Consider the following 25,531-nt stretch of genomic DNA (forward strand, 5'->3'; position numbering starts at 1 on the left):
CCATGTAAATGCTGCTTTACAGACTATAAATTGGTTTCGTGGGCTGAATAGAATATATTCGAATTCTTTTTTGTCTTGACAAGTAAATTGAATGCCAATCAAATCTAAATACAATTAATGTCCGAATTCCAGGCTTACCTACAACTAGGTTTCAACCACATTACCGATTCCCTCGGCTACGACCATATCCTTTTTATTATGGCGCTCTGCACAGTATACACATTGATCGACTGGAAAAAAGTGATCGTCCTGGTTACTGCTTTCACAATCGGGCATTCCATCACGCTAGCGCTTTCAACCATGGGATTTGTGAATGTTAATCCGGACTGGATTGAGCTCCTGATCCCGGTTACCATTGTGATTACTGCCGTTCTGAACTTTTTTTATAAAGTCCCTAAGGCTTCTTTTAGTCCAAATGAAAAATCATCCCAAATCCGCTATCCCATAGCGTTGTTCTTCGGGCTGATTCATGGCTTGGGGTTTTCGAACTACCTGAGAACATTATTAGGCAAAGAAGCGGATATTGTGAATCCATTATTAGGGTTTAATATCGGACTGGAACTGGGTCAGCTGATCATTGTTTTTATCATTCTTTCCATTGCTTTTGTAATGATAGAACTGCTTCGTGTGCAGCGCCTTAGCTGGATCCATATTTTGTCCGGCATTATCGTAGGCATGTCGCTTTCGCTGATCATTAACAACGAATTTCTTCAAAATCTTCTTGCCTGACTATAACATTGCATTATTCCCCCAACAACCTACTATTTATGAAAAAAGCACTTCTCCCGTTACTGATCCTGCTTATTACGGTTTCTGCAATGGCGCAGCAACTTCCAACGAATCCCAACTACAAAGCCAACGACCGCTTTGAGCAATTGGGAACCATACTTCCAACGCCCAATTCCACCCGCGCCGCTTCGGGTGCGCCGGGGCGTGAGTATTGGCAGCAACGCGCTGATTATGACATTAAAGTGGAACTGGACGACGACAAACGACAGATCATCGGCTCCGAAACCATCACATTTTTCAACAATTCCCCGGATGATCTGAAATACATCTGGCTGCAATTAGACCAAAACCTTTTCAAAAAAGACGGCATAGGAGCCACTTCCCGAACTGGCTCGGTGAATGAAAAAGGCATGAGTCCGGCTCAGCTGGCCGCATTAAACAATGGCCGAGGCTCATCACTGGATCCAAAAACAGAATATGGTTATAAAATCGGCGCAGTAAAGGACAAGGCAGGAAAAGCATTGCCTTACACGATCAACGGAACCATGATGCGCATTGATCTGCCCATGACCATGAAGCCGGGAACAAGCTTCGTTTTCGGCGTGGATTGGAGTTATTATGTCACCGAATATTACGGCCGCAGCGGTTATGAGTTTTTTCCAAAAGACGGCAATGCTAACTATTTCATCGCCCACTGGTTCCCGCGCCTGGCACCTTACGACGACATCAACGGCTGGAACCATAAGCAATTTCTGGGACAAGGTGAGTTTGCATTGATTTTTGGAAATTACAAAGTCGCTATCACCGCTCCCGCCGACCACGTGGTGGCAGCCAGCGGCGAGTGCCAGAACTATGCACAAGTGCTTACGGCAACGCAAAAGCAACGTTTGAAGCAAGCTGAGACTTCTAAAACACCCGTTCTGATCGTTACACAGGCCGAAGCAGAAAAAGCGGAAAAGCGGGAAAACAAAAATCCAGGCAAAAAAACGTGGATTTACAAAGCAGATAATGTACGTGACTTCGCCTTTGCCAGCAGCCGGAAATTCATTTGGGACGCTATGCAAAGTGATGTTTACAAAAGCGGCCGCAAAATCTGGTGCATGTCTATTTATCCAAAAGAAGGAAACCCGCTTTGGGAACAATATTCGACGAGAGCGGTTGCCCACACATTGAAATCTTACGGAGCGCGCACATTTGAATATCCTTATCCGGTTGCCATTTCTTGTCATTCAGTAGCTGGCGGCGGAATGGAATATCCGATGATCAGCTTCAACGGCGGTCGGCCGGAAGAAGACGGGACTTACAGCGAAGCCGTGAAATATGGCATGATCGGGGTGATTATCCATGAAGTGGGACACAATTTCTTCCCCATGATTGTCAATTCCGATGAGCGTCAATGGGCCTGGATGGATGAAGGTTTGAACACGTTCTGTCAATATCTCGCTGAGAAAGAGTGGGATTACAACTTCCCAACCCGCCGGGGCGAGCCTAATCAGATCACAGACTATATGTCGTCCGACAAATCGGTGTTAACGCCTATTATGGCCTCGGCCGAAAATGTAATCGGCCTGGGACCCAATGCTTATGCCAAACCAGCAACAGCATTGAACATTCTCCGCGAAACCGTAATGGGCCGTGAGCTGTTCGACCACGCATTTAAGGAATATGCAACCAGATGGAGATTCAAAAGCCCATCCCCGGCCGACTTTTTCCGAACAATGGAAGACGCGTCGGGCGTGGATCTGGATTGGTTCTGGAAAGGCTGGTTTTATGGAACAGAGCCTGTGGACCAGGATCTTGTAAGCGTAGATTGGTTTAGCATTGATACACAAAATCCTGCGATTGAAAAAGAGATCGCACGCAAAGAAGCAGCACGCAAGCAGGAAACAATGAGTAAAATGCAGGATGCGAAAACAAAAGGCGAAACGGTCGTTGCGCAGGATTCCACCATGGCCGATTTCTATAACCGCTATGATCCGTTTAAAGTGACGGAAGCAGATAAGCAGAAATATGAGCAATATATGGCATCGCTTACGGAAAACGAAAAGGCGCTTATCCAGGAAAACAGCAATTTTTACACCCTTTCTATTAAAAACAAAGGTGGCCTGCCTATGCCGGTCATTGTAAAAATGGGCTTTGAAGACGGCACAGATTCTGTGGCGGTTTTCCCAGCCGAAATCTGGCGCTTCAACGATGCACAGATCAACAAAGTGATTTCGACCAAAAAGAAAGTGGTACAATGGACGTTAGACCCATACCAACAGATTGCAGACATTGACACAGAAAACAACGCCTTCCCACGCATTGCCGCGCCAACAAGGTTTCAGATCTTCAAACAGCAGCAACTCAAAAAAGCGCCTAATCCGATGCAAATGCAAGGTGCCGGAGCCGGGAAGATCACCACAGACCCTAAGAATTAGAAAAACTTTCCAGTAAAACGAAACCTCCCCGAGCCTTGCTTTGGGGAGGTTTTTTATGTTATTTCAAAACAGATCATATGTAATTTCAAAATAGATTCTATGTAATTTCAAAATTCAGATCATAAGAATTTATAAATCAACAACTTATGAACATCGTAATCCTCGACGGCTACACATTAAATCCTGGCGACCTGGACTGGGCGCCGATTCAGGAATTTGGCAATGTGACCATTTATGATCGCTCGGCTTCTGAGGAAATTGTCACTCGTGCGAAAGATGCGGAAGTGCTGCTTGTGAATAAAGTGGTGCTGACCGAAGCGATTTTAGATGAGTTGCCGAAAGTGAAATACATTGGTATAATGGCAACCGGTTTCAATAACATTGACATTAATGCTGCCAGAAAACACAACATAACGGTTACTAATGTGAAGGCATATGGGCCGGCTTCCGTAGCGCAGCAGACGTTTGCATTGTTGCTGGCAGTTGTGAACCATGCCGAGCTGCACAGCCAGAGCGTCTTTGCAGGCGATTGGGTTGCTTCACCGGATTTTTGTTATTGGAAAACACCACTGACCGAGCTGGCGGGGAAAACAATGGGGTTGATCGGCCTGGGTGACATCGGATCGCAGGTTGCGAAAATTGCGCTGGCTTTCGGGATGAAAGTGATCGCGTATAGGAAGCACCCAATGCCAACCGCAGGAATTGAAATGGTTTCCTTGGAAGATGTATTTGAAAAAAGCGATGTCATCAGCCTGCATTGCCCGTTAACCGACGAAACGAAGGAAATCGTCAACAAGGAGCGGCTCGCCCGCATGAGGCGAAATGCCATTATCCTTAACACCGGGCGTGGCCCGCTAATCCAGGAAAACGACCTCGCAGAAGCACTAAAAAACGGGATCATAGCAGGAGCCGGACTTGACGTCCTCTCCACCGAGCCACCAAAAGCCGATAACCCCCTACTCTCCGCGTCCAACTGCATCATCACTCCCCACGTAGCCTGGGCCACATTCGAAGCCAGAAAACGGTTGCTGCAAATGGTCGCCGATAATCTGGAAAGTTTCATGAATGGGGAGGCAAAGAATGTGGTTTCGTAATTTCGTCAGCTCAGCATACACAATAACACTATGAGCGTTAATAATGTCATATTTGCCTATAAAACACAAGATATGCTCACAATATTTGAAGGAACTTACGACCTTCTCTACCTACGAAGTGAATAGAACAAAGGGCTCTCAATCATTAAATACAGGATCCAGCACGTTATCTATATTTTCACTACTAAAATATCGTTGAAACAAAGATTTAGCCTGGTTGCTATAATATTCATACAGCGATTCGTCCTTCAAAAGCTCGACTATCGAGTTCGCAAACGAAACAGCGTCATTATGCACAATACATCCATTACTAACTTTATTAGGTAATCCGTCAGCGCCATAATCAGTACAAATTACCGGTAGCCCATACGACAACGCCTCGATAACTTTAATTTTGACACCTGACCCGCTAAACATTGGGCATATAGCTACGTATGAATCATTGTAATAAGTGCTAAGATCACTGCAGTATATAACCCGTTGTATGGCCACTCCCTCACTGATATAACTGCATATCTTCCCTACAACACATATTTTGAAGTTTACTGGTAACAATGGATAAACCTCCGAGAAGAACCAGCTCGACGCGCGTATATTATGGCTGTTATCGCTTGCTACATAGATTATATGGTATTGTCTTCCAACCAGAGCCGCATTAATCACCGGGGGTTTCATTGTAAATGGCACTAATCGCACATTCGACTTGCAGAACTGCCTGAAAATGTACTGCTCCTCGGGAGATATCGCCCATATCTCATGAAAACTATTTAATCGATTAATTTCATCTTCTATCGTCACACCTAAGCGGAAATTGCTTCTATTCTTGTACTGCGCAGTGATAAAATCGTGTGTGTCAATAATTACTTTCGCATTTCCTAAAAGCCCCGCCTTTGACACAAGATCTGAGTAGTATACATAACTGATTATTATATAATCATAAGTATTAGCCTTCAAAATTTCTTCAAATTCCCGCAACAGATTAGTAGTAACAACTGTTGGAATCGATGTTCTCAACGGAAGCTTTCTATAATAATATAGTAAGTCCCAAATTTTATATTTAAAAAAATATTGCAACAAATTCTTTTTAGAGGCTTTTCTGGTCAACAAATATGTACGGCTCGCCAGGCCTTCGTTATATAAAATATCAGATGTGTGTTGATGCTGCAAAGCAGTATCCCTCTCATGCTTTAAGCTTACAAAATGCACTTCAAACGAGCGTGTTTTAAAATAATCTAACAAACATCTTACCCTAGTCTTATTTCCAGAAGTAGTTATGCCCACGTCATCCGGGAAAAAGTATAAAGTCTTTTTCATTTATTCATATTGATAATTTAGTGTGCTTCATAACATATGCAAGTCAAGCATAATTAATTTTCTTCACCGACTTTCTATTTGAAAAATCAGTTATGTATGGTAATACTTGACTAGTTTTCCAATTAATAATTATACTACACCTGAAAATAATTCTTCAACAAACATTTGATAAAAAAGATATGCGAAAGCCTTAATATTATCAATATATATTAATCTATTTACAAATTATAGTAAGTGCTAATCAATTAATTCACAACACATGCTAGACACCATATATAAAAAACTCACTAAAAGACTTGCTAGTATTACTCGCCAATCAAATTGCAAGTCAAATCCAGAACGTACAAATATTGACAGGAAAATCTCATCATTAGAATCGGATCAGGAAGGGCAAGGAAAAAGGGATAGAGAATACCTTAAATGGCGACACAATCTTTAACCATTAACCTTGGCTAGATCGTCATATTATAAGAGGCTTTCATAAAGGGATAGGTATGCACTAGCAGCCTTATTCCACGTGAAGCTGTCTGCATAATTCTTTACCTCGTCAGCGCAATTCCGCCGCACAAAATCCGCCATTCCAACATTGAAAACTTCTTCCATGTGTTTATCTTCGAAGTTGTCAAAATAATAGGCATGCTTTCCTCCAATTTCCGGCAAAGACGTGAACTTTGATAAAAATACTGGCTTTCCAAATTGCATTGCCTCAATCACAGGCAATCCAAAGCCTTCTGCCCGAGATGGAAAAACAAATGCTGAACAATTTTTATAGTACCATGCTTTGTCCTTTTCGGATATAGGTCCGGTAATGTGAACCCTGCTTTTGACATTATATTTAGCGGCAACACGGAGTATAACTTCTTTATGAGGTGTTTCGATACCCGATATAATCAGGTCGTAATTATTATTTCTTAGTAAAGCTGGGAGATAATGAAACCCCTTCTGAATTGACAATAGGCCAATTGTGAAAATAAATTCGTTAGGGGGACAAAACACCGGAACATGGGCATGAGCAGAAATAAGTTTGTCCACGCCATTATAAATAACGCTTAATTTGTTTTGTGCTTCCGGGAAAATAGTTTTAATATCATTTGCAACAAAATTTGATATTGCCACAATTTTATCACAAGAATCAATACGATACTTTAACCTTGACAAATATCTTTGGATACTGCTATTATTACTGAAACCCAAATGTATTTTATTAAGATCATGAATTGTGAGAATACGCTTCGCATTCACATTTGTTGGTCTTAACCGACAGGTCTGATCAGTTAGATGTACTATATCAAATTGATTCTTAGCAGAAAAATGAAATTTATGCAACTTTGAAAAATAAATAAATCGTACTCTATTTTCAAACAGATAGGGATTTTGTTTGAAAATATAGTACGATAATTCAAATTTAGCTTCATTGCAGTCAACAATGGCATCTCCAAGACCCTTTCCAAATGAGAAGTATCCACAATTCAGATCTTTCATAGAGTCAAACGTCACTAATACGCGCTTCATTTCCATTTAATTTGCGACAGTATGTTTTCCATATTACTATGGTTATAATCGATGAGTTCAAGAAGCATTTTTATTCAAAAAATGCTAGCATCCGATTATTTATCGTCACAATTGAATTATTCAACGGAAATCTCTTTGTATTAGAAATGTAGATCCAGTAACCCTAATTCCGCGTCTTCTTCCCCTTCCCCCAGTTCTTCTTCATTTTGGTATAAGACTTCTTGCTAACCGTTTTCTTGGCTTTTGGGCGGGAGGTGCCTTTTTTCTTACGGGCATTGATGTTGTTGACGAGTGAGTTTTTGACGCCTAATTTGTTCTTTTTCTTGCCGCTGGTTTTTGCTTTATCATGCCCTTTTTTCTTCGCTTTCTTAGCCATAATTGATGCCGTGTTAAGTGTTTGGGCAAAACCTTAAATATCCGTGCCCGGTGAACCCAGGCACAAAAAAAGCCCCTGATCTGAGCGACCCGGGGCTTACTGATATCTAATCCCTTATGCTGCGGCACATTCACCCACAAGCATTTCCTGGATCTCACGCATTCTTCTTCTTGCAATGGGCACTTTGCGGCCGCAGCTTAGCAAAAGCGTGTCCGGCTCGATTTGCGCCACAACATACATCGGATTAACAATGTAAGACTTGTGGATACGGATAAAATTCACGTTCAAAATTTCCATCACCACTTTCAACGTTTTCGAAACAAGGTGTTTTTTGCCTTGACGGGTGTGGATGTAAGTATAATTGCCCTCGCCTTCCAGGTGCGTAATCTCATGCGCCGAGACCCACAAGATCTTGCCGTTCATATGCACAGCAATGAGGTTGGCGTTTTCAATGTTTGCTGGATTGACGATCCAGGAGAATGGGTTCATTAATGTTGTTTTCATGGCTTAACAGATAAAAAGTTAATTGATTTTGGGATGTGCCCTGGCTTTTAGAATGACACAAAATTGGTTCGCAATCGTTGCGGTAGGAAACACATATTATCCGTATTGTCAGATTTGGTATCTGTAATACACTTTTTGGCGGATGACCTGTATGTAAGCCATTTTTGACGAAAAATGAATATCCAAGTCCCGGTAAGCAGCTTGGACGAACATTTCCGACATTTCAGCCCCTTTTTCATACAATTCACAGACGATCGTTTCTGTGCATGTGGCGGCATTCCTATTTTTGTCGTTCAGTTTTTCGCTATGATGCAAATCCGGTTCAGGTATTTCGACAAGTATTTTGGTACACTCCGAAAAAACCGCCTCAACTTCTTTATTCTCGTGTTGGTCATCCCCTGGCTGGTCCCGGTGGTCGGTTATTTAATGTGGGGAAACATTTACTTTTCAGATCCGCAAGTTTTCCTGGGCGGGAGCCTTATCAACCTGATTCTCTGCCTGATAGCCAATCACATTAATCAGATCATTGCCATTCTGGTCGCAAAAGCTTATCCCGACACACACCAATCCGTTTTCCGGGTGCTTTTCTGGTTTGTGCTTTATTCCATTATCAATGTCTCCATCCTGATCCTCGTTTTGCTGGCCTATGACCAGGTTCATTTATTTGGCTTTTCCTTGCAGCGTGAGCGGGCGATCTGGTCTGTATTTTTGCTGCTGGCGGCTTCGCTCATTGGTGCCGGGCTCACCGAATTAGCGTACACTTTTGTGCAATGGAAAACCAATCAGGACGAGTTGCAGCAAATGGAGCAGCGGCAATTGCTGTCTGAACTGGAAGTGGTAAAACAGCAGGTTAACCCGCATTTTTTGTTCAATTGCCTTAATTCCCTCTCCGTTTTGATCTCTGAATCGCCTGCAACGGCGGAAAAATTTGTAGATGAAATGTCGAAAGTTTACCGTTACCTGCTGAGTGTCAACGGCCCCGACCGTGAAACGAGCATGGTAACCCTCGACGCCGAGCTGCGCTACATCCGTTCCTATATTTATTTGCTGGAAACCCGTTTTGAAAACGGCATAAGCATTTCCATTCAAGCCGCAGATCTGTATCTGAATGGACAAATGGCCCCATTAACATTGCAAACGCTGATCGATAATGCTATCCGACACAACATTGTTTCGACCGATCATCCGTTGCGAATAGACATTCGCACCACTGCGACCGGCCAGCTGGAAGTAATCAATAATCTGCAAAAAAGGACTGTGCGTACGCCATTTAGCAACGCCGGGCTTGCCACTTTGATATCACGCTATAAAATGCTTTTTAACCAGGCAGGAACCATTCAGATCAAGGAAGAAGGGTCGGAGTTTACAGTGCTTTTGCCTTTGATTTATACATGATACAGACTTACAGATTTCAGCACATTGGCCAGCTGATATGGCTAAGCCTTTTTGGCAGGTGGATGTTTGTCCTGCTAGTTCCTTGGTTTGTGCCCACGATCAGTTACCTGCTGATCGGTGATCCTTATTTTGCGAGCATTTCCAATTTCATTTTGGGCACATTAATGGTCCTGTCCATGACCATTCTGGCTTTTATCCCGCACGATTGGGCGGCGCAGTACATTGCCCAAAAATATCCTTCCATCCATTCCTCGCTGAAACGGGCCGCTTACACTGCGCTCTCCTTTTGCGTTCTCACCGGCGTTTATGTAACAGCTTATGGCTTGCTGATCATCCGTTTCCGGCCGCTGAATGCACAGCTGGATGCCGAAAAGATGGTTAACGTGTATTTGTTCGAGCTCCTGGCAATCCTGCTTTTGACGTGTTTGTATGAAGTCAATTATTCCCTGCGTAAATGGAAAGAGATTAAAACCAACAAAGAAGCGATCAAGAAAGCCGGGTTACAGGGCCAACTGCAAAGTCTGAAAAGCCAGGTTAACCCGCATTTTTTGTTTAATAGTCTGAATACACTATCTGCCCTCATCCATGACGAGCCGGCCAGGGCAGAGCAATTTGTGGATGAAATGGCAAAAGTTTACCGCTATTTGCTGCAAACCAATCAACACGAGCTGACAACATTATCGACAGAGATCCGCTTCATCAAATCCTACTATCACCTCCTGCGAACGAGATACGATTCCGGCCTGGAACTCGTCATTCAGGTGAGTGACAGCGCATTGAACAAATACATTCCGCCATTGACATTGCAATTATTAGTAGAAAATGCGGTGAAGCACAACACGATTTTGGAAAAAAAACCGCTTTTAATCGAGATTACATCGCTCGAAGACGATCAGCTGCAAGTGCGAAATAACCTGTTGGAGAAATCAACACCTGTGAAGTCAACCAAGCTGGGGTTGGCCAACATTGAGGCTAAATACAAGTTGCTTTCTGACAGGCAGCCTATTATCGGCCTGGGTGACGATCATTTTACGGTATTACTGCCACTGCTCACACAAAATCCTGAAAACCAATGAATATTTTAATTGTCGAAGACGAGAAGCTTGCCGTGCGCAAACTCACGAAATTGCTTGAAGAAACTGCTCCCGAGTTTGTCATCAAAGGGATCACGCCCAGCATTGAAGCCACCGTAGAGTGGATTTCGGAAAACCGGAAAAATGGCAACCCGGAGCCTGACATTGTATTTCTGGATATCGAGCTGGCAGACGGGCAGAGTTTCGAGATCTTCAACCGCATAGAAATCAGGAGCACAGTGATTTTCACCACATCTTATGATGAATATGCATTGCAAGCATTCAAGGTGAACAGCATTGATTATCTGCTGAAACCCGTGCAACAGGAAGATTTGCAACGCAGCATTAAAAAGTTTTACGACCTCACGGGAAGTCAGCGGAAATCCGAAATTCCAACATTGCCTGCGAACCTGGAAAACATCCTCAAAAACCTGCAATTGCAGCAGCCTGCGAGCGATTATCGCAAACGTTTTTTGGTAAAGCAAGGCGCCAGAATGCTGTCGGTTGAGATTTCGGAAATTGCTTATTTCTACATTGAAGACGGCGTCAGTTTTTTCAAAAACCTGCAAGGGCAAAAGTTTGTCGTGGATTATCGAATGGATGAAATGGAGCTTTTCCTCGACCCCGATCGCTTTTTTCGCATCAACCGGGGCCTCATCGTCACCCATCAATCCGTAACCCACATCCAGCCCTACTACAACAACCGCCTCGCCCTGACATTAAAACCAGCTTTCGACAAAGAATCGATCGTAAGCAGGGAAAAAACGAATGATTTCAAGAAGTGGATGGGGAAGTGATGGATTATCTGAGCTGGATAAATTTGTTTTTAAATCGCACATTGAAATGAAGTTCTGCCTCCAAAGCCCTGAAAACTTTTAGAATTGTGTCAATGGTGGCGCTGTTGCTGCTGCTCTCGATTTTGGATATCTGTGCTTTTTGTACACCAACAAGCTTTCCCAATTGTTCCTGGGTAAGGTTTTGTTCTTGTCTGGCTGCCTTTATCATTCGCCCCAAAACATCCATACTCAGCTCATATTCATACGCTTCCCGCTCAGCACTGCCAGCTTCACCGACATATTTGTCTTTCATTTCGGCAAGCGTGTAGGATTTTATTGCCGGCTTTTCCATAACGTTAATTAAGATTTACTCTGAAAATATCTGGTCCTGATTTTTGAAGCTTTGTCAATCTCATTACCTGAAACCTTGTTCGTTTTTTTTTACAAATCCGTTTGTCGCAACCACCAGGGTGTTTTTACCATCCGTTTTATCCCAAAACGCAAGCAATCTAATGCAGTCCCCGCTATAATTGGTCCTGAATTCCCAAATGTCATCTCCTAACTTCTTGAACAGTCTCGGATCATTTGTTTTTTGGGCAAGTTCAACATTATAGATCACCTTTCGGGCCGCTTTGGGCGAAAGCGTAGCAAGAAATTTTTCTGCTTCTTCTAAAAATAGTGTGTGAAAATACTGCAAGTCAAATGCTTTTTGCAAATGTATATAAAGTTTCCAAATTTAGAAACTTCATATACAATTATGATAACGCTTTCTCCAAACTAAGTAACCGTCTGATGATAAATTTGGGCTATTGTTTCTGGATTTACTTACAATTTCAGATCTTAGTAACAAAAGTGGCTATGAAATATCGTTTACTGAAGTTTGTTTCCTTTGTTCTGTTGTTCTTTGTGGACAGCTGTATTGAGCCGTTCTCTCCGCCGGAGGTTAATTCTCTGGAAAATCACCTGGTTGTGGACGGGTTTCTTAATGTAGGCCGGGACACGAGCAGGATCGAACTGAGAAGAACGCAAAATGTCAATCAAACGGCTGGCCCGATCACTGAAACGGGAGCAGAAATGTCCGTGGAAGCCGAATCGGGAGAGATCAATGTATTTACCGAATCAAAACCCGGGCATTATATCCTTCCGCCCCGACAGTACGACAAGGCAGGAAAATACCGCCTCCGCATTAAAACCCGCGACGCGAAGGAATATTTATCCGATTATGTAGAAGTAAGCGTAACGCCCACCATTGACAGCTTAACGACAAAATTCGACAGTTTTCAGGATGCGATGGTATTTTACGTCAATACGCATGATACGCAGGGCAAAACGCAATTTTATCGCTGGAAATTTGAAGAAACCTGGGAATACCGCGCGGCCTACCAGACGGCAATCGAGGTGATCGATAAAAAATATGTCGGGAGGCAGGTGGACATTAACCGATGCTGGGGAAATCAAAAATCCGGCAGCATCCTGCTCGGAACAACCGTCAAGCTTTCCAGCGACATTATCAAAGACCTTCCATTATTTAAAGTGCCGGTTCCTACCAACAAGCTTTTCATGAAATATAGCGTGCTGGTAAAGCAATATGGACTTTCCCGGCCTGCTTTTGAATACTGGACCAGCCTCTCCAAAACGACGCAGGGCACCGGAACGCTCTTTGACCCCCAGCCCTCACAGGTTACGGGCAATATCAGGGGCACAACGAACGGACAAGATCTTGTTTTCGGCTATTTCAGCGCGTCAACGGAAGAAACAAAAAGGCTTACCGTAACGCCGAGGCTGGGACGATATCCAACCTGCATGATGCCCGACACGTTTGACGTGGTGTGCAATCCACTCAGTAACAGACAGTGCGGCCTGGAAACAACTTCATTACTTATGTCCTATGCGGGCCTCCGGGGAGAATTTCTGTTAGGAGCGCCTCCGGAATGTACAGATTGCCGGACACAGGGCGGGACTTTGGAAAAACCTTCCTACTGGTGATCAAAAACTTTCTCCTGTGCAGACCTAACTGATGGAAAACGCCGTGATCAACCCATTTCCCATATCGGTCAGGCTTATGCAACGCGGAGATCTGCTTTTTTGCCGGCATCTTGTCGCGGAAGCAGGCTGGAACCAGCAGGATAGCCATTGGTTGCGGGCTATGCTATTGGAACCGGATGGTTGTTTTGTTGCTGTAATAAATGGTCAGCCGGTTGGTACAACCACGGTTTGCTGCTTTGAGCATATCGCCTGGATCGCAATGGTCCTGGTTGATAAAAGAAACAGAAATCAAGGCATTGGAAAGCATTTGGTGGAGCATGCGATTGGCTTTCTGGAACAAAAAGGCATCACTACAATCCGCCTGGACGCGACTTCACTGGGGCAAGGTTTATATCATAAATTAGGTTTCCAGCCTGAGTATGAATTAATTCGTTTTACAGGGAATATCTTTCATCAGAAACCAAGCGCATATGAGCTCCATGAGGTGCTGCCTGACGATCAGTTTGTTCAGGAGATTTTGTATCTCGATCAGCACATTACCGGGACCGGCAGGAAGGATTTTATTCTTGATTTCATAAATGCAGCGGAATGTCGTTTTTACTGCACGCGCACCGCAACCGGCAAAGTGGATGGTTATGCCGGTTACCGTGAAGGAAACAAGGCAACGCAAATCGGGCCTGTGGGTGCATTGAATGTTGTTGCGGGTGAGAAGTTACTGAATGCGATCACTGCCCGTTTTAGTGAAAAACCTTTATTTATCGATATTCCGGCTGCCAATGTGCATGCTATGAACTGGGCTTTGGAAAACGGTTTCACGGCGCAGCGCAGGTTTGTACGAATGTATCGTGGCGTGCCGATAAGGGATCTGCCCCAGCACATCTGGGCAAGCTCCGGCCCGGAAAAAGGCTGATGCCGTTTGCTGTGAATGCTCCCATGACCGACTTCTCGTGGGGATAGATTAATTTTAGGAATCAAATGTCTCTCGGTTTTCATTCTTGGCACGTATATCAGCATGAAAGTAAAAATACTGGACTTTTCCGGGCTTCAGACACAGGAACTGGATGTAGACGCCGCCATTTCGTTTATGCCGTTTATCAGGTTTGTGGCCCGACGCGCCGCCGAAGAAACCACGCCTAAAGCAGTTTTTTACAATCAGATCCTGGCCTGTTTCCAGCAGTACAACATTCCCGCAACGGACATTCCGATCGAAGATATCGGCCAGTATGAACGGTTTTTGGAACATATATACTCAAGTGTGTCACCGGTGCTCGCATTGGAGAAGGAAGTTGTATGGGCCCTCAGCTTTCCGTTAAACCCGAAAATTTTCTACGGGACCGACCTGTTCTATGAAATGCTGGCGCAGAAACCTTTGGACGATGGGAATATCGACACAAAATCGCCCGCTGAATTTGCCAAAGAGCGGCTGCGTGTCATTTACGCGCTGATCATGCAGCGACTCTACGATTTCCAGGTGCCTTCAAAAATTCAGCAGTATTATACCTGGACAAACCCGGAGACCGGCCTTTTACGCTATTTTGAGGTTTTCGTAAACACCGATTTCGTAGAAATCACGCCCAAAAGCGAATTGCCAGTACTCGATTTCAGCGAGCTATATGCAAGATTCAGTGAAGAAAACGGTCACTTGCTGCTGGAAAACGTGCTGCCGCTGAGCTTATTTAAATTCCGGGGTTTTTCGGTGCTGACCGTTTCTGACATTACCAGTAGAACAGCCGTTGAAAATATCAGAAAAATAAGGCTCAACCGCATTCCAGGGCAGGAAGCGGAGCGCTATCACAACATTATCCATTCGCTCAAAACGCTCGTACAGAATAATCGGATCGAGTTTGATATGTTCCCTTTTGTGCGGGTTAATAAGCGGGCAGTTTATGGCTACGAAACCGCAGGGACGGGTATCATGTTCAGGGTCTGGGGCCAGGACCGGCTGACACCGGAAGCGTTTTCCAAGCAAGCTGAGAGTTATGCAGCCAAACCCATTTCATTTTATTCCCCGGATATCAGCGGCATAAAGGAGATGCAAATTGCCTTTCTCGAACCTTTCAGGAAGGAAGGCGTTCGTTCGCTGGCTTTGCTGCCCGTCTTTTTTGACGAAATCCTGGTTGGCGTTTTATGCATGCACACCTGGCAAGACGAGGTTTTTGATGAAAAGACATTGTCTATGCTCGAGCCGGCATTTGAGCCGGTTGGCCAGCTTCTGCAAATTTATATCGATGAGTTCAATCTGGAACTGGAAAACATTATTAAGGAAAAATTTACGTCCATTCAACCGTCTGTACAGTGGAAATTTAATGAGGCAGCCTGGCATTATTTGCATAGGAAAAAGAGGAAACTGCCGGTAGAGACGGAGCCGATCACTTTTCAAAAAGTATATCCCCTTTATGGCGCGATCGACATCAGAAATTCGACGCTGGAAAGAAATGCAGCCATTACCAAAGACCTTAATACACACCTTACATTGCTAAGCAACGCCCTCGCAACATTACAGCGATGGGACAATTCGTCACTTATGCAAGAATTTTCCTACACGTGCAAAAAGTGGCAGGGCGCATTGGAATCCGAGGCGTGGAGCAGCGCAGGAGAAAATAACCTGAACCAATTTTTAAATCTCGAAAGTCGGGATTACCTGTCGCATTTAGCCGACCAGCACCCCGAAACCAATCCGATCATTGCAGCGTATTTGAATGCCACGCAGTTGGAAACCGGTGAGGTTTTCAGTAACCGCCGTGCATTTGAGGCGTCTATGAAAATGATCAACGATGCTGTAAACAACTATTTTGAAATTGAAAAAGATAAGTTGCAACAGCCGTTTCCATGTTACTTCGAGAAATTCAGGACGGACGGTGTGGAGTATGACATTTACATCGGGCAATCCATAAGTCCCGAAAAGCCATTTAACAATTTTCACCTTAAAAATTTGAGATTGTGGCAATTGTCTTCCATGATCGCGATTGCGAAAACGACGAAAGCGCTTTTAACAGATATGCCAAAAGCGCTTTCGACAACGCAGCTCATTTTTATCCATAACCACATGATCGACATTAGTTTTCGTGCAGACGAACGAAAATTTGATGTTGAAGGCGCGTATAACATTCGCTATCAAATGATTAAAAAGCGAATCGACAAAGTGCATATCCGCAATACCAACCAACGACTTACCCAGCCGGACAAAATTGCGTTGATATTCCTCAACGATAGGGACATTGAAGATTACCTGCCGTTTATCCGCTTTTTACAGGAAACAAATGCACTCACTTCCGAAACGGAACGCCTGGAACTGGAAGATCTGCAAGGATTGAGCGGGCTTCATGCATTAAGGCTGGGGATTGTGTACGAACAGACCATTATCCCGCTTTGAAAGCTACATGCCACTTGCAGCTTTAAGATACGAGCTCGTAATGGATCCTTCGGCGCCCAGCAGCGCCAGAGGTGTGCCCTCAAAAACGACCTTTCCTCCTTTCGTGCCTCCATCCGGGCCCATATCAATGATCCAATCTGCATTTTTGATCACATCCAGGTTATGCTCAATTACGATCATCGTGTTCCCGGCATCCACCAGGCGGTTCATGATAGACAGCAAATGCGTAATATCAGACATATGCAGCCCGGTCGTAGGCTCATCCAGGACATATACACTGCCACTTTTGTGCAATTCGCTCGCAAGCTTAATGCGTTGACATTCGCCTCCCGACAATGTGCTCAGCGGCTGACCGAGGGTTAGATAATCAATTCCTACATCGCTCATGGCCTGCAATTTATGCAGGATCTCTTTTTGGGTAAAATAGTCCAGTGCTTGCGAGACGGTCATTTCTAAAATATCTGAAATCGATTTACCGTCCAACTTGTAAGCCAAAACCTCTTCCTTAAAACGCTTCCCTTCGCAAATTTCACAAGGTGTTTTAATGCCGTCCAGAAAAGCAAGATCCGTGTAGATTACCCCAAGCCCCTGGCAATTTGGACAAGCACCCTGCGAATTGAAACTGAATAAAGACGCGCTAACGGCGTTTTCCTTCGCAAACGCCTTGCGCACATCATCCATCACACCCGTATAAGTCGCTGGGTTCGAACGTGTAGATGTGCCAACGGCCGACTGGTCAATGACGATCGCCTTCGGATGTTGTTTCAAAAATACATGATTAATCAACGAGCTTTTTCCTGAACCCGCAACGCCCGTTACTACGGTCAGCACGCCGGTGGGAATGTCTACGCTCACATTGTGCAGGTTATTGATATTTGCATTTTTTACCGAAAGCTTGCCCGAATGCTTCCGTGATTTTTCTTTCAACGGTAATGATTGTTTGACGTGGCGGCCGGTAAGCGTATCCGATTTGACCAGTTCGGCAAAGCTCCCTTCAAAGACAATGTTTCCGCCTTTGCTTCCCGCGTGCGGGCCCACATCGACGATATGATCTGCCACTTTAATCACGTCCGGATCGTGCTCTACCACAATCACCGTGTTACCCTTGTCGCGCAGCTTTCCGAGCAGTGCATTGAGCCGGTGCACATCTCTGGGATGTAAACCCACACTTGGCTCGTCAAAAATATACATCACGTCAATGAGGCTGCTGCTCAGGTGCTTGACCATTTTAACGCGCTGCGATTCGCCTCCCGACAATGTGGTTGTTTCCCGGTCGAGGCTGAGATATTCGAGTCCAATGTCCACCAAATGCTGCAATCTCTCGGATAACGTTGCCACCATAGACGCAGCCAGGGGATCTTTTATTTTCCTGATCAACGACACCAGTTCCGAAACTTCCATAGCAGACATTTCCGCTATATTCCTGCCATCAATCTTACAGCCTAATGCTGCCTGGCTCAGCCGGGCACCATGGCAGGACGGACAAGGTTTCAGGGCAATGTAAGGCGCTACCGTTTTCTGCGTCCTTTCCGATAATGTCTTAATATCCCTCTTAATGTATGCTTTTTCAAATTTTTCAATAACACCGAGATAGGTTGCATTCATGGTTCCGCCACCGACCTGGAGCTTGTATTTAAGGTCTTTGCCGTAAAGCAGCAGATTCATTTCTTCGTCGGTGAAATCACAGAGCTTTTTGTCATTATCAAAAAATCCTGAGCTGGCATAGCTGCTTTTTTCCCAGGTTGCGAACACCGGAACCTGGACAGCTCCCTCATTCAGTGACTTGGACATATCCAGGAATGAATCCGCCACGACGCCCATTTTCTTCCCTATACCATTGCATTCCGGGCACATTCCCTGTGGATCATTGAATGAGAACGCATTGGAATTCCCAATATGCGGATGCCCGATCCTTGAAAATAAAAGCCGCAAAACCGGCGAAATATCCGTGATCGTGCCCAATGTAGAGTGCGAATTCCCTCCCAACCTTCTCTGGTCCACCACAATGGCCATACTGAGGTTTTCGATGGCATCGGCATGAGGCTGCGCATACTTTGGCAGAAAATTCCGGATAAACATGCTGAAATTTTCATTCAGCTGGCGTTGCGCCTCGGTGGCTATGGTGTCAAAAACGATAGAAGATTTTCCGGAGCCGGAAACGCCGGTGAAAATTGTAATTTTGCGCTTGGGAATGCGCAATGATACATTTTTGAGATTGTTTTCACGGGCACCGCGGATTTCAATAAATTCCTGGGACATAGTTTGTAATTTTTATGATTCATGGCTTGAACGGAACTAACAGGATGCTGATCACAAGCATAATCCGCACCCTATCCGATCCATTATGCAAAAAGGCATTTTTCCGTTAAACTTCCTGAAAATAAATTAAATGATTCCCGTTCCTCAGCTCCGCAAGACGCATCTGGCCGGCTTACTGTCTATTTTCATTATCCTTACCGTATCCACTTATATCAATCGTTTCCCCACCGGAGACGACGCATGGTTCGGCGAACAATCTTATTGGCTTCATAAAGAAGGCATTATAAGGTCAGAGTTTTTCCGGGGAATTGTAGGATGGGAGGATCAAATTTTGGTCAGCCATAAACTTTTTCTGGGATTTGGGGCCGTTGTGATCCGTATTTACCAAAAACCTACCAAAGTTTAGAGAAAATACTACCCAAGGACGAAACCGGTGTTGTGCCGCTGACATTCTTTTTTAACGAATACGACAAGTTTAAAACCTTACGGACGCATGAAAACTATAAGCTGTATTGCCATAAGATCAAATATGACCCCTGATGGATTTGGGCACTGGGCAAAGGCGAACAATGCAGGTTTCATTTTGATGGATTACCAGTTTAATCAGGAAAAGTTCTTCCCGCTCCCGTCAGATCCCGATATTGAAAACTACCACCGCGCATACTTTGATGGCCGTTTTGCTGTGTTTTTATTGGTGAAGTGATATGCGGCTCGAACCTTGTAGTCAGCAGCACCCGCTCAATCATTCATTTATTAGGAAAAGAAACCTTTACTTGTGCCGCATTATACGCAGAAAAACACCCTAGCCCGGCTTTAACATTCGAGTAAAGCGGTGCAGGTTCTGCAAGCGGGCTGTCTGAATTGCTCTTGATTTCAATTGATCGCTGGTATTTGTAATAATTTACATCCACATTAAAAACTTCCAGCAATACTCCCAGAACCTTAGTTTTGGGATAAATAGTGACATTTTTGTTATCAGCCATCGTTAACTGCGTTGGATTGAAATAGTTAAATTTTCCAAGCAGCGAGTTCATGATACTGCCATCGAGGTGTTTGTCACTGATGAACTCACTTCTTCCCTCCTGGCCTTGCCAGTAAAAATGGAAATGATCTCTAAGCATCTTCTCCCGGATTTCATTATTGTCTGTCTTTATTCCAACAGCATATTCCAAATCAATGCCTGCATCGACTTTGTAATAATTCGTGTCTCCAGGAATGTCCTGCCAGCTCATCCGCAACGTCAAGACCGTATCCTGCATGTATGGATTGTCGACCAGCATGGTGTCAAACTCATAAGATTTAATCACCGGCTTCTTGCCGGGAACCGTACATTGTGCCGAAACGCTTCTGGTCTTGTCGGACACAGATAAATAATACGTTTTTGACTCCTTGATGGGGAATTTAGACTGTGGAATGCTGTAAAGTTTATTCTCCTTGTCATAAGGAACAACCATTTCATTCACACCGTCCGAGATCCGGACGGTGGCATTATCTATACGTCTTTCGGTTGCGTCAGTTTGTGAAAATAATGGGATAGATTCTGTAACCACCACATTGATATAGGGCAACTGGGGCGAGATCATTGAGTTCACAACCAGTTTAGATTCCGTCTGCGGGAGCTTAGAAGGCGGGATGTTGGTTAAAGGAGTTTCGCAAGCAGAAATTATAACGGTCAGCAGCACTATGCCGAAAATGAATTTTGTAAGTTTCATGGCTAAAATTTAAAGTTGTAACTGAATGAGGGCAATACGGGAAACAGGGAGTATTTTTTTAGCACCGTTTTCCATTCGCCATTATCCAGCTTTTCTTCCGAGCGATCGTAGAAAAACGGATTTTTTCGATTGTAGGCATTATAAACGCTGAACTCCCAGGTTCGTTCGTGGCGTTTCTTTTTTTTATGAAACTGAATTGAAAGATCCATCCGGTGAAATGCTTCTGCGCGAAAATTGTTTTTGGCCGGAAATTCAGAAGCCCCGAATTCTTTGTAATGGCTGTTCAGCATATTTTCTTTCGGGTCAAACCTGCTAAAAAATTTATCACTAACAGGATAAAAAGCGGCAGCAGGCACCGTAAGCGCATTTCCGGTTCCATAAACCCAGCTGGCAGACATAGTAATGCGCTTATTGAACTCATAAATACCCACAACAGACAGGTCATGCCGCCGGTCATAGCGCGGATGGAATGTCTGCCCATTGTTCAGTTCCGGGAATTTCCAGTAAATCCAGGATAATGTATAGCCTACCCAGCCGGAAAGCTTGCCGCTCTTTTTCTGGACCAGGAATTCAGAACCATAGGACCAGCCTTTTCCTGATGTAACATTATCCTGCCAGTCTACATCATTTGCATTTTCTCCGCTTATTCCAAGAAAACTGGCTCCTTCGCGGTAACTGAGAATTCGTTTCATATCCTTGTAAAATCCTTCCAATGTGACAGTTAAGCCTCTGTCCTGCAAATCATTCGCAAACCCGAATGCCACCTGGCTCGATTGCTGCGGCGCAATGCGGTCCGTGCTGGTTACCCATAAATCGGTCGGTAAGCCCAGGCCGGTGTTCGACAATAAATGAACATATTGATTCATTCGCGCATAGGAAGCCTTTGCAGAAAAGTCAGGCGCCAGCCTTAATGCTGCCGAAAAACGCGGCTCGGGATTGATGTATTGTTTTTTGTCTGACTTGAAATAACTCAACCGAAAGCCCAGATTCATTTTCAATACTTCAAAAGGCTGCCAGGTGTCTTCAAAGTAAGCCCCGCCTTCCAAGGAATAAACCGGCTCTTCATTAGGATCAATGTCGTCCTCACTATATGTACCGGAAAGGGCCAAAGCAGAAGGAGTGGATTTGTGGCGCGTGGCCTGCACGCCAAACTTGATAGCATGCGACGCATTGGGATAAAAATCAAAATCACTTTTAAGACTTAAATCCTGAATTCGGGAATCATAACGCAGCCGCGACTCGCTTGTAGCATCTCCCTGACCAACGGCTTCCCTGAAATAACTTGTTGTGGTAAAGTTGAAACTGGTAAAAACGAAGGCCGTATTTGCAAAAAGCTTACGGTTGAAAACGTGGTTCCAGCGCATAGTGCCCGTTGCATTCCCCCAATCCAGGCCGGCTTTCATTTTAAATGTCCCATGCTCTTCTTTGATAGAAAATTTATCTTGTCCCAGATAGCCGCTGACAAAAAGCTTGTTTTTTGAGCCAAGGTCGTAATTGATCTTGGCATTCAAATCGTAGAAATAGTAGCCCGGCCGGAACCCATTTTCTCCTTCTCTCTTCGCCGTGAATGCCAAGACCGGAGCAGCCAGCACGTCGATATAAGTCCGTCGTCCGGAGATCAAAAACGAGGATTTGCCTTTTGATAGCGGCCCTTCCAAAGTCAGCCTTGAAGCTATTAGCCCGATTCCTCCCTCGCCATGCAGTTTTTCTTTACTTCCTTCTTTCATGTCCATTTCCACAACCGAAGAAAGCCGCCCGCCATAACGCGCAGGAAAGCCGCCTTTTGTCAATTCCACACGCTTGATGGCGTCGCTATTGAACACCGAAAAGAACCCGAACAAATGACTGGCATTGTAAACCACCGCATCGTCCAAAATAATCAGGTTTTGATCGGGGCCGCCGCCGCGCACATATAATCCGGTCTGTCCCTCGGTGCCTTTTTGCACACCAGGCATGAGTTGTAATCCCCGCAATACATCCTTCTCACCCAGGAGCGAAGGAATTTTTTTGATCTGTTCAATCGGGATTTCGAGCACGCTCATCTGCGCCGAGCCGCTGACATTATCCTCCTGCTTGCGGGCAGATATAGTTACTTCATCCAATTGACGTATGGAAGATAAACTGACGTTAAGTTCGGTATCCTGCCGTGCCCCAATCGTACGCCATGCGGTCTCGTAACCCACCAGCGAATAAGCAATGGTCACCGAATCAGCAGCGGGGACGGTCAGAGAATAAAATGCGTAATTGTTCGTCACTGCTCCACTGGAGGAGCCCTGAATGTAAACGTTTGCACCGGTCACCAACTCCTGGCTTCCCTTTTCTTTCACAAAACCGCTGATGGTTATACGTTTTTGCCCAAAAACCGACATTGAAGCCATGCATAAGGCAATTATGATGTTTATTCTCATAAAATTTCAAACTTATTGCATTCAGGGACACGCGGGTTTTTAAGTTCAGGCAAACCAGCTCCGTTGCTCCGAATTGCCTGAACAAGAGGTTTAGCGATTCCGCTTGAATGCGTGGTGAAAATGGTGATTAACTGGTTAGGGCCGTTTTCAGAGGGCTAACCAGAGAGAATGTGGCGTTGCTGCAAAAGGCAAGCGGTTGTGAGTTGCTTTGCCCCCAAATCCCCTAAAGGGGACTTTGCGTTTTACTTGGATGTTCACCACCCCTTTAGGGGCCGGGGGCCGAAGTTGATGCCCAGGGGCCGGCGTGTCAGAAAGTGGACTAAATGCGGTAATGTCCTTCTGCTTACACGAGCCCAACGCTGTTATTAAAGCAGCTATAACATAAATTGATCTGTTCGTTTTCATAACTATTCATAGTTAAGTGAAAAGGTGTAAACTAAATTTCAAAACCAGCATCGAATCTCATGCCTTTACGCGTCCAAAACGCCCCAGGATTTCCCTGCGGCGGGGCTGGTTGATTAAACGGTAAATTTTTGGATAGGCTTCGCTTGGAATTTGTTGCAAAGCTGGAAGTTGGGGATTTTGTTCTCAAACCGGAGCTCTAACGGCAACCAGCTTCCGATGGCAACGCCGCCATTTTTTTTCCTGGCGTGATAATTTACGCCTCTGAATGCTTACACTTACAAAGAAGAAAAATGCCCAAAAAGAACCCTGAACACGCCCGGATTGAGGATTATGGGCTAATTGGAAACCTCAAAACCGTTGCCCTTGTTTCCGTGGAAGGCTCAATCGATTTTATGTGTTATCCCGCTTTCGATTCGCCGACTGTTTTTGCAAAACTACTGGACAACAAAAGTGGCGGCAGTTTTGCCATTTTTCCGCAAATGGACGGATACAACACCAAGCAGCTTTACCTGCCGGCCACAGCAGTGCTGCTCACCCGATTTTTCTCAGAAGAGGGCATAGCCGAAGTCACCGACTACATGCCGGTCGATGACCGGATGGATAAATCAAATGCGATTGTGCGGCAGGTGAAAACGGTTCGGGGGAATATCACTTTCCGGGCGAAGTGTGCGCCTGCTTTTAACTACGCCAATGCTTCGCATACGTGTGAGATGCGTGACGCAGGGGTGTATTTCAATGCAAATGATGCGGATGGGACAGTGATGCGCCTGATCGCAGATGTCCCTTTGCAGATCAAGCAAAACACTGGTTACGCCGAGTTTACGCTTGAACAGGGTAAAACTGCTTACCTGGTGCTGGAATGCGGCAAAACGCAGGTCGAAGACGAAAACCCGATTGAAGATTATAAGAAAAATACTTACCAGGATACGGTCGACTTCTGGCGGAAATGGTCCAAAAAATCCAGTTACAAAGGTCGCTGGACCGGCACTGTGAACCGCTCGGCGATTACACTCAAATTGCTCACTTCCCGCGAGCAGGGTTCCATGGTGGCGGCCCCGACATTCAGTTTGCCGGAGTTGATCGGTGGCGGGCGCAACTGGGATTACCGTTTCATGTGGATCAGGGACGCGGCTTTCACGATGTACGCATTCCTCCGGCTCGGTTATACAGATGAGGCCACGGCATTTCTGGAATGGATCCACGATCGCTGCCAGGAAGACAAGCTTTACCTCATGTACACAATCGATGGCGGGCATGATATGACGGAACAAGCGCTTGAACATTTGAGCGGTTATCAGAATTCAAAACCCGTAAGGATCGGCAATGGGGCGCAGGACCAGTATCAGCTCGATATTTACGGTGAGCTGATCGACACCATTTACATTTATAATAAGCAGCATTCCGCGATCACTTTTGAGTTCTGGGAAACCATTGTGAAACAGGTTAATGTGGTTATCAAACAGTGGAAAACGGCCGATCACGGAATTTGGGAGATACGCAATACCGAAAAGCACTTTCTGCACAGCCGGCTTATGTGCTGGGTGGCGATGGACCGCGCAATCAAAATTGGCCAGCACCGCTCCTTCCCTTTCCCGGAAAATGACTGGAAAAAGGTGCGCGACGATATTTATACAGACATTTATGACAATTTCTGGAACGACGAAATCGGGGCCTGGGTGCAGCACAAAGGCGCAAAAAGTGTTGACGCCAGTGTGTTACTCATGTCGCTGATGCATTTTATCGCACCCCGCGAACCGCGCTGGCTGTCCACATTGAAAGTCGTGGAAGAACAATTGGGTGTGGACGTCCTTTTGTACCGTTATAAAAACGGCGAAACGTCATTCGACGGCCTGGAAGGGGAAGAAGGCACATTCAATATGTGCTCGTTCTGGTATATAGAGTCCCTTGCCAAAAGTGGAGAAGTAGCCAAAGCGCTGGATAGTTTTGAAAAAATGATAGGATATGCCAACCACCTGGGCCTGTTTAGCGAGCAGATCGGACACAAGGCCGAGCACCTGGGAAATTTCCCGCAGGCATTTACACATTTGGCTTTAATCAGTGCGGCGTTAGAGATTGATAAGCAGATGGACCGACAGTAATGCATGGATAGCGCAGGTTCAGGCGCTCGTTTGCCGACCATTTCGGCAATCGCACATTGCGACCTGTTGAAATATATTATGTAAGTTGGAATCCGA

21 protein-coding genes are annotated in these 25,531 nt (G+C 45.0%); 12 read left to right on the forward strand and 9 right to left on the reverse strand.

The features are described 5' to 3' along the window. Positions 1-117 precede the first annotated feature (117 nt). The 3 genes from MUK70_RS20970 (at position 118) to MUK70_RS20980 (ending at position 4,243) form a co-directional block, all read left to right on the forward strand. Positions 118-729, forward strand: a complete 612-nt coding sequence (locus tag MUK70_RS20970) for a HupE/UreJ family protein (RefSeq protein ID WP_234602776.1) — start codon at positions 118-120, stop codon at positions 727-729. Between the two features lie 38 nt (positions 730-767). Beyond that, on the forward strand, positions 768-3,149 hold the full coding sequence (locus MUK70_RS20975) for a M1 family metallopeptidase (RefSeq protein WP_234654986.1): 2,382 nt from the start codon (positions 768-770) through the stop codon (positions 3,147-3,149). 146 nt (positions 3,150-3,295) lie between these two features. After that, positions 3,296-4,243, forward strand: coding sequence for a D-2-hydroxyacid dehydrogenase (locus tag MUK70_RS20980; RefSeq protein ID WP_234654987.1), 948 nt, complete (start codon positions 3,296-3,298; stop codon positions 4,241-4,243). A gap of 138 nt (positions 4,244-4,381) precedes the next feature. Here the strand turns inward: MUK70_RS20980 and MUK70_RS20985 are convergent, their stop codons facing one another. The 4 genes from MUK70_RS20985 to MUK70_RS21000 form a co-directional block, all read right to left on the reverse strand. Then, positions 4,382-5,557, reverse strand: a complete 1,176-nt coding sequence (locus tag MUK70_RS20985; RefSeq protein ID WP_234654988.1) for a glycosyltransferase — start codon at positions 5,555-5,557, stop codon at positions 4,382-4,384. A 465-nt stretch (positions 5,558-6,022) separates the two neighbouring features. Further along, on the reverse strand, positions 6,023-7,069 hold the full coding sequence (locus MUK70_RS20990; protein ID WP_234654989.1) for a glycosyltransferase family 4 protein: 1,047 nt from the start codon (positions 7,067-7,069) through the stop codon (positions 6,023-6,025). A 163-nt stretch (positions 7,070-7,232) separates the two neighbouring features. Beyond that, positions 7,233-7,445, reverse strand: a complete 213-nt coding sequence (locus MUK70_RS20995) for a hypothetical protein (RefSeq protein WP_234602779.1) — start codon at positions 7,443-7,445, stop codon at positions 7,233-7,235. A gap of 114 nt (positions 7,446-7,559) precedes the next feature. Continuing rightward, complete coding sequence (locus MUK70_RS21000) at positions 7,560-7,949, reverse strand: LytR/AlgR family response regulator transcription factor (RefSeq protein WP_234602780.1); 390 nt, start codon at positions 7,947-7,949, stop codon at positions 7,560-7,562. Positions 7,950-8,123: 174 nt separating this feature from the next. Here MUK70_RS21000 and MUK70_RS21005 point away from each other — a divergent pair, with 174 nt between their 5' ends. From MUK70_RS21005 to MUK70_RS21015, 3 genes are read left to right on the forward strand one after another with little or no spacing between them, the layout of a single operon-like run. Next, positions 8,124-9,344 (forward strand): sensor histidine kinase, encoded by a 1,221-nt coding sequence (locus MUK70_RS21005; protein ID WP_234654990.1) that lies wholly within the window; start codon positions 8,124-8,126, stop codon positions 9,342-9,344. Continuing rightward, entirely contained in the window at positions 9,341-10,420 is a 1,080-nt protein-coding gene (locus MUK70_RS21010; protein ID WP_234654991.1) for a sensor histidine kinase, read from the forward strand. The genes MUK70_RS21005 and MUK70_RS21010 overlap by 4 nt, the downstream gene beginning before the upstream one ends. Beyond that, complete coding sequence (locus MUK70_RS21015) at positions 10,417-11,214, forward strand: LytR/AlgR family response regulator transcription factor (protein WP_234602783.1); 798 nt, start codon at positions 10,417-10,419, stop codon at positions 11,212-11,214. The genes MUK70_RS21010 and MUK70_RS21015 overlap by 4 nt, the downstream gene beginning before the upstream one ends. A 4-nt stretch (positions 11,215-11,218) precedes the next feature. On the opposite strand, the gene MUK70_RS21020 is transcribed toward MUK70_RS21015, so the two are convergent. Continuing rightward, positions 11,219-11,545: a helix-turn-helix domain-containing protein gene (locus MUK70_RS21020; protein WP_234602784.1), complete on the reverse strand. Its 327-nt coding sequence runs from the start codon at positions 11,543-11,545 to the stop codon at positions 11,219-11,221. Between the two features lie 63 nt (positions 11,546-11,608). After that, positions 11,609-11,908 carry a type II toxin-antitoxin system RelE/ParE family toxin gene (locus tag MUK70_RS21025; protein WP_234654992.1) on the reverse strand — a complete coding sequence of 100 codons (300 nt, stop codon included), beginning with the start codon at positions 11,906-11,908 and terminating at the stop codon, positions 11,609-11,611. A gap of 143 nt (positions 11,909-12,051) precedes the next feature. Here MUK70_RS21025 and MUK70_RS21030 point away from each other — a divergent pair, with 143 nt between their 5' ends. The 3 genes from MUK70_RS21030 (at position 12,052) to MUK70_RS21040 (ending at position 16,552) form a co-directional block, all read left to right on the forward strand. Then, entirely contained in the window at positions 12,052-13,179 is a 1,128-nt protein-coding gene (locus MUK70_RS21030; protein WP_234654993.1) for a DUF4249 domain-containing protein, read from the forward strand. A gap of 31 nt (positions 13,180-13,210) precedes the next feature. Next, positions 13,211-14,089 carry a GNAT family N-acetyltransferase gene (locus MUK70_RS21035; protein ID WP_234654994.1) on the forward strand — a complete coding sequence of 293 codons (879 nt, stop codon included), beginning with the start codon at positions 13,211-13,213 and terminating at the stop codon, positions 14,087-14,089. A 102-nt stretch (positions 14,090-14,191) separates the two neighbouring features. Further along, entirely contained in the window at positions 14,192-16,552 is a 2,361-nt protein-coding gene (locus MUK70_RS21040) for a GAF domain-containing protein (RefSeq protein ID WP_234654995.1), read from the forward strand. Between the two features lie 3 nt (positions 16,553-16,555). On the opposite strand, the gene MUK70_RS21045 is transcribed toward MUK70_RS21040, so the two are convergent. Continuing rightward, positions 16,556-18,811 (reverse strand): ATP-binding cassette domain-containing protein, encoded by a 2,256-nt coding sequence (locus MUK70_RS21045; RefSeq protein WP_234654996.1) that lies wholly within the window; start codon positions 18,809-18,811, stop codon positions 16,556-16,558. Between the two features lie 130 nt (positions 18,812-18,941). On the opposite strand from MUK70_RS21045, the gene MUK70_RS21050 reads away from it, so the two are divergent. After that, positions 18,942-19,217, forward strand: a complete 276-nt coding sequence (locus MUK70_RS21050; protein WP_234654997.1) for a hypothetical protein — start codon at positions 18,942-18,944, stop codon at positions 19,215-19,217. A gap of 87 nt (positions 19,218-19,304) precedes the next feature. Then, entirely contained in the window at positions 19,305-19,514 is a 210-nt protein-coding gene (locus MUK70_RS21055; protein WP_234654998.1) for a hypothetical protein, read from the forward strand. Positions 19,515-19,557: 43 nt separating this feature from the next. Here the strand turns inward: MUK70_RS21055 and MUK70_RS21060 are convergent, their stop codons facing one another. Then, on the reverse strand, positions 19,558-20,523 hold the full coding sequence (locus MUK70_RS21060) for a DUF4249 domain-containing protein (RefSeq protein ID WP_234654999.1): 966 nt from the start codon (positions 20,521-20,523) through the stop codon (positions 19,558-19,560). Between the two features lie 2 nt (positions 20,524-20,525). After that, positions 20,526-22,931 carry a TonB-dependent receptor gene (locus tag MUK70_RS21065; protein WP_234655000.1) on the reverse strand — a complete coding sequence of 802 codons (2,406 nt, stop codon included), beginning with the start codon at positions 22,929-22,931 and terminating at the stop codon, positions 20,526-20,528. A gap of 695 nt (positions 22,932-23,626) precedes the next feature. Between MUK70_RS21065 and MUK70_RS21070 the strand changes: the two genes are divergently transcribed. Then, positions 23,627-25,435 (forward strand): glycoside hydrolase family 15 protein, encoded by a 1,809-nt coding sequence (locus MUK70_RS21070; protein ID WP_234655001.1) that lies wholly within the window; start codon positions 23,627-23,629, stop codon positions 25,433-25,435. Positions 25,436-25,531 lie beyond the last annotated feature (96 nt).

Source organism: Dyadobacter chenwenxiniae, from assembly GCF_022869785.1.
GTDB classification, from domain to species: domain Bacteria; phylum Bacteroidota; class Bacteroidia; order Cytophagales; family Spirosomataceae; genus Dyadobacter; species Dyadobacter chenwenxiniae.

What these genes read in the sequence shown, in the direction of transcription:
- MUK70_RS20970 (WP_234602776.1), top strand. Translation starts at nt 118, where the DNA reads ATGTCCGAATTCCAGGCTTACCTACAACTAGGTTTCAACCACATTACC.
- MUK70_RS20975 (WP_234654986.1), top strand. Translation starts at nt 768, where the DNA reads ATGAAAAAAGCACTTCTCCCGTTACTGATCCTGCTTATTACGGTTTCT.
- MUK70_RS20980 (WP_234654987.1), top strand. Translation starts at nt 3,296, where the DNA reads ATGAACATCGTAATCCTCGACGGCTACACATTAAATCCTGGCGACCTG.
- MUK70_RS20985 (WP_234654988.1), bottom strand. Translation starts at nt 5,557, where the DNA reads ATGAAAAAGACTTTATACTTTTTCCCGGATGACGTGGGCATAACTACT.
- MUK70_RS20990 (WP_234654989.1), bottom strand. Translation starts at nt 7,069, where the DNA reads ATGAAGCGCGTATTAGTGACGTTTGACTCTATGAAAGATCTGAATTGT.
- MUK70_RS20995 (WP_234602779.1), bottom strand. Translation starts at nt 7,445, where the DNA reads ATGGCTAAGAAAGCGAAGAAAAAAGGGCATGATAAAGCAAAAACCAGC.
- MUK70_RS21000 (WP_234602780.1), bottom strand. Translation starts at nt 7,949, where the DNA reads ATGAAAACAACATTAATGAACCCATTCTCCTGGATCGTCAATCCAGCA.
- MUK70_RS21005 (WP_234654990.1), top strand. Translation starts at nt 8,124, where the DNA reads ATGAATATCCAAGTCCCGGTAAGCAGCTTGGACGAACATTTCCGACAT.
- MUK70_RS21010 (WP_234654991.1), top strand. Translation starts at nt 9,341, where the DNA reads ATGATACAGACTTACAGATTTCAGCACATTGGCCAGCTGATATGGCTA.
- MUK70_RS21015 (WP_234602783.1), top strand. Translation starts at nt 10,417, where the DNA reads ATGAATATTTTAATTGTCGAAGACGAGAAGCTTGCCGTGCGCAAACTC.
- MUK70_RS21020 (WP_234602784.1), bottom strand. Translation starts at nt 11,545, where the DNA reads ATGGAAAAGCCGGCAATAAAATCCTACACGCTTGCCGAAATGAAAGAC.
- MUK70_RS21030 (WP_234654993.1), top strand. Translation starts at nt 12,052, where the DNA reads ATGAAATATCGTTTACTGAAGTTTGTTTCCTTTGTTCTGTTGTTCTTT.
- MUK70_RS21035 (WP_234654994.1), top strand. Translation starts at nt 13,211, where the DNA reads ATGGAAAACGCCGTGATCAACCCATTTCCCATATCGGTCAGGCTTATG.
- MUK70_RS21040 (WP_234654995.1), top strand. Translation starts at nt 14,192, where the DNA reads ATGAAAGTAAAAATACTGGACTTTTCCGGGCTTCAGACACAGGAACTG.
- MUK70_RS21045 (WP_234654996.1), bottom strand. Translation starts at nt 18,811, where the DNA reads ATGTCCCAGGAATTTATTGAAATCCGCGGTGCCCGTGAAAACAATCTC.
- MUK70_RS21050 (WP_234654997.1), top strand. Translation starts at nt 18,942, where the DNA reads ATGATTCCCGTTCCTCAGCTCCGCAAGACGCATCTGGCCGGCTTACTG.
- MUK70_RS21055 (WP_234654998.1), top strand. Translation starts at nt 19,305, where the DNA reads ATGAAAACTATAAGCTGTATTGCCATAAGATCAAATATGACCCCTGAT.
- MUK70_RS21060 (WP_234654999.1), bottom strand. Translation starts at nt 20,523, where the DNA reads ATGAAACTTACAAAATTCATTTTCGGCATAGTGCTGCTGACCGTTATA.
- MUK70_RS21065 (WP_234655000.1), bottom strand. Translation starts at nt 22,931, where the DNA reads ATGAGAATAAACATCATAATTGCCTTATGCATGGCTTCAATGTCGGTT.
- MUK70_RS21070 (WP_234655001.1), top strand. Translation starts at nt 23,627, where the DNA reads ATGCCCAAAAAGAACCCTGAACACGCCCGGATTGAGGATTATGGGCTA.